Annotated in this window: 1 protein-coding gene; it reads right to left on the minus strand. The window is 69.6% G+C overall.

Going from position 1 to position 2,704, the window contains the following annotated elements; translation table 11 throughout:
- A partial coding sequence (locus tag ABTY62_RS47370) for a type I polyketide synthase (RefSeq protein ID WP_352135609.1) occupies nucleotides 1-2,704 on the minus strand: 2,704 nt, incomplete at both ends.

Consider the following 2,704-nt stretch of genomic DNA (forward strand, 5'->3'; position numbering starts at 1 on the left):
TCGTTGATGGACTGGGCGAAGACGGGTGAGGTTTCCAGCAGGCGCAGTCCCATCCCGGCCCACTGACCACCCTGACCCGGAAACACAAACACCACGCCACCCCGCGCCCCACCGGGCGCCGCAACCCCCTCCTGCACCCCGGCATCCGGTTGGCCGGACGCGAGCGCGTCCAGACCGCGCACAAACTCCGCACGGTCGGAGCCAATGACCACCGCTCGATGCTCGAAGGCCGACCGATGCGTGGCCAGTGTGTACCCGATGTCCGCGAGCCTCGATCCGGAATCGGCGCCGGGGGCCACGGACACGAACTCCCGCAGTCGGCGCGCCTGGGCTCGGAGGGCGTCGGCCGACTTCCCGGACAGCGGCCAGAGCAAGGGGAGGGCGGACGCCTCCACGGCAGGCGCGGAAGACGGCTCTGTCTCTTCCGTACCGTCGGGCTCCGCGGCGGGTGCTTCTTCCAGAATGACGTGGGCGTTGGTGCCGCTGACACCGAAGGAGGAGACACCGGCGCGCCGTGGACGTCCGTTCCGTGGCCACGGCACGGCGTCTGTCAGCAGCCGTACTGCCCCCGAGGACCAGTCCACATGGGATGACGGCTCTTCGACGTGCAACGTACGGGGCAGGGTCTCGTGCTGGAGGGCCATCACCATCTTGATCACCCCGCCCACGCCGGCCGACGCCTGGGCGTGTCCGATGTTCGACTTCACCGACCCCAGCCACAGGGGTCGGTTCTCGGGCCGGTCTTGCCCGTAGGCAGCCAGCAGCGCCTGGGCCTCGACGGGGTCGCCGAGGACGGTACCGGTGCCGTGCGCCTCCACAGCGTCGACATCGGAAGGCGACAGCCCCGCGCCGACCAGGGCCTGTCGGATGACGCGTTGTTGTGCCGGGCCGTTGGGGGCAGTGAGGCCGTTGCTGGCACCGTCCTGATTGATCGCGCTGCCGCGTACCACGGCGAGAACGCGGTGGCCGTTGCGCCGCGCGTCGGACAGCCGCTCCACGACGAGCATCCCGACGCCTTCGGCCCAGCCGGTGCCGTCAGCGGTGGCCGAGAACGCCTTGCATCGTCCGTCCGGGGACAGTCCCCGCTGGCGGGAGAACTCGATGAAGGTCTCAGGCGTGGACATCACCATCACTCCGCCGACGAGCGCGAGCGAGCACTCTGACGTGCGCAGCGCCTGACCGGCCATGTGCAGCGCGACCAAGGAGGATGAGCAGGCCGTGTCCACCGAGACCGTCGGGCCCTCGAGGCCGAAGGTGTAAGCGATACGGCCGGAGGCGACGCTCCCCGAGCTGCCGGTCAGGGCATAGCCGGCCACGGCCTGTGGCACCTGCCGCACATGAGCCGCGTAGTCCTGCACATTGATTCCGACGTAGACCCCGGTCTGGCTGCCCCGCAGGGTCCCCGGCGTGATGCCCGCGTGTTCGAACGCTTCCCATGAGGCTTCCAACAGCAGCCGTTGCTGCGGGTCCATGGCGAGGGCTTCACGCGGGCTGATGCCGAAGAACGCCGGGTCGAAATCTCCGGCGTCATAAAGGAATCCGCCGTGCCGGGTACAGCAGGTGCCCTCGTGGTCGGGGTCCGAGTGATAGATGCGCTCCAGGTCCCAGCCGCGGTCCGTCGGGAACCCGGTGATGGCATCAGCGCCCGAGGCGACCAGCCGCCACAGATCCTCAGCCGACCGCACCTCGCCCGGGTACCGGCAGGCCATCCCGACGATCGCGAGCGGCTCGTCCGTGGGTGTTGCTCCGGCGCGCTTCGTCGGCCCGCCCGACAGAGCCTCGCCCAGCTCGTCGTCGCCCCTGCCCAGCAGCGCCGCTCGCAGATGCGCGGCGCATTCGGTGGGGCTCGGATGGTCGAAGACAAGGGTGGTGGGCAGCGCCAGTCCGGTGGCGGCCGCGACGCGGTTTCGGAACTCGACAGCGGTGAGGGAGTCGAACCCCAGCGCGCTGAAGGCCTGCTGAGCGTCGATGGATTCGGGGCTGGAGTGGCCGAGAACGGAGGCCACGTGTGTGCGGACGATCTCGAGAAGTGCCTGCTGCTGTTCCTTGGGCGAACGCTGGGCAAGCCGCTCGCGAAGAGAGTCGGCGGAGGGCGCAGCGGTTTCGCCGCGAAGCACCTGGCGGGCCTCGGGGATCTCGTCGATGAGCGGAGCCGGCCGCCGAGCGGTGAAGGTGGTGGCGAAGTCCTCCCAGTCGACGTCAGCGACGACGGTGGTGGTGTCGGGGTCGTGGCCGAGGATGCGATCGAGGGTGGCGATGGCGCGATCAGGAGACAGGGCCCGGAGACCGCGACGGCGCAAGTGGGCGCGTGTGTCCTCGTGCGCCGCCATTCCCGGACCGTCCCAGGGCCCCCAGGCGATGCTGGTGGCGGGGAGTCCCTGGTCGCGGCGGTGCTGGGCCAGGGCGTCGAGGTAGGCGTTGGCGGCGGCGTACCCGGCCTGGTTCGCGCTGCCCCAGGTGCCGGCGATGGAGGAGAACAGAACAAAGTGTTCGATCGTGTCGTGCTCGCGCAACAGCTCGTGCAGAAGGGCCGCTCCGGTCGCCTTCGCCCCGGCTGTCTCGGCGAGATCCGCCGCGCTCGAATCGGCGATGGACGATTTGAGGTTGGTTCCTGCGGTGTGGATGAGGGTGGTGAGGGGGTGGGTTGGGGGGATGGTGTTGAGGAGGTTGGTGATTTGGGTTGGGTTGGTGGTGTCGCAGGTGG

Source organism: Streptomyces sp. NPDC097640 (assembly GCF_040302705.1).
GTDB lineage: Bacteria > Actinomycetota > Actinomycetes > Streptomycetales > Streptomycetaceae > Streptomyces.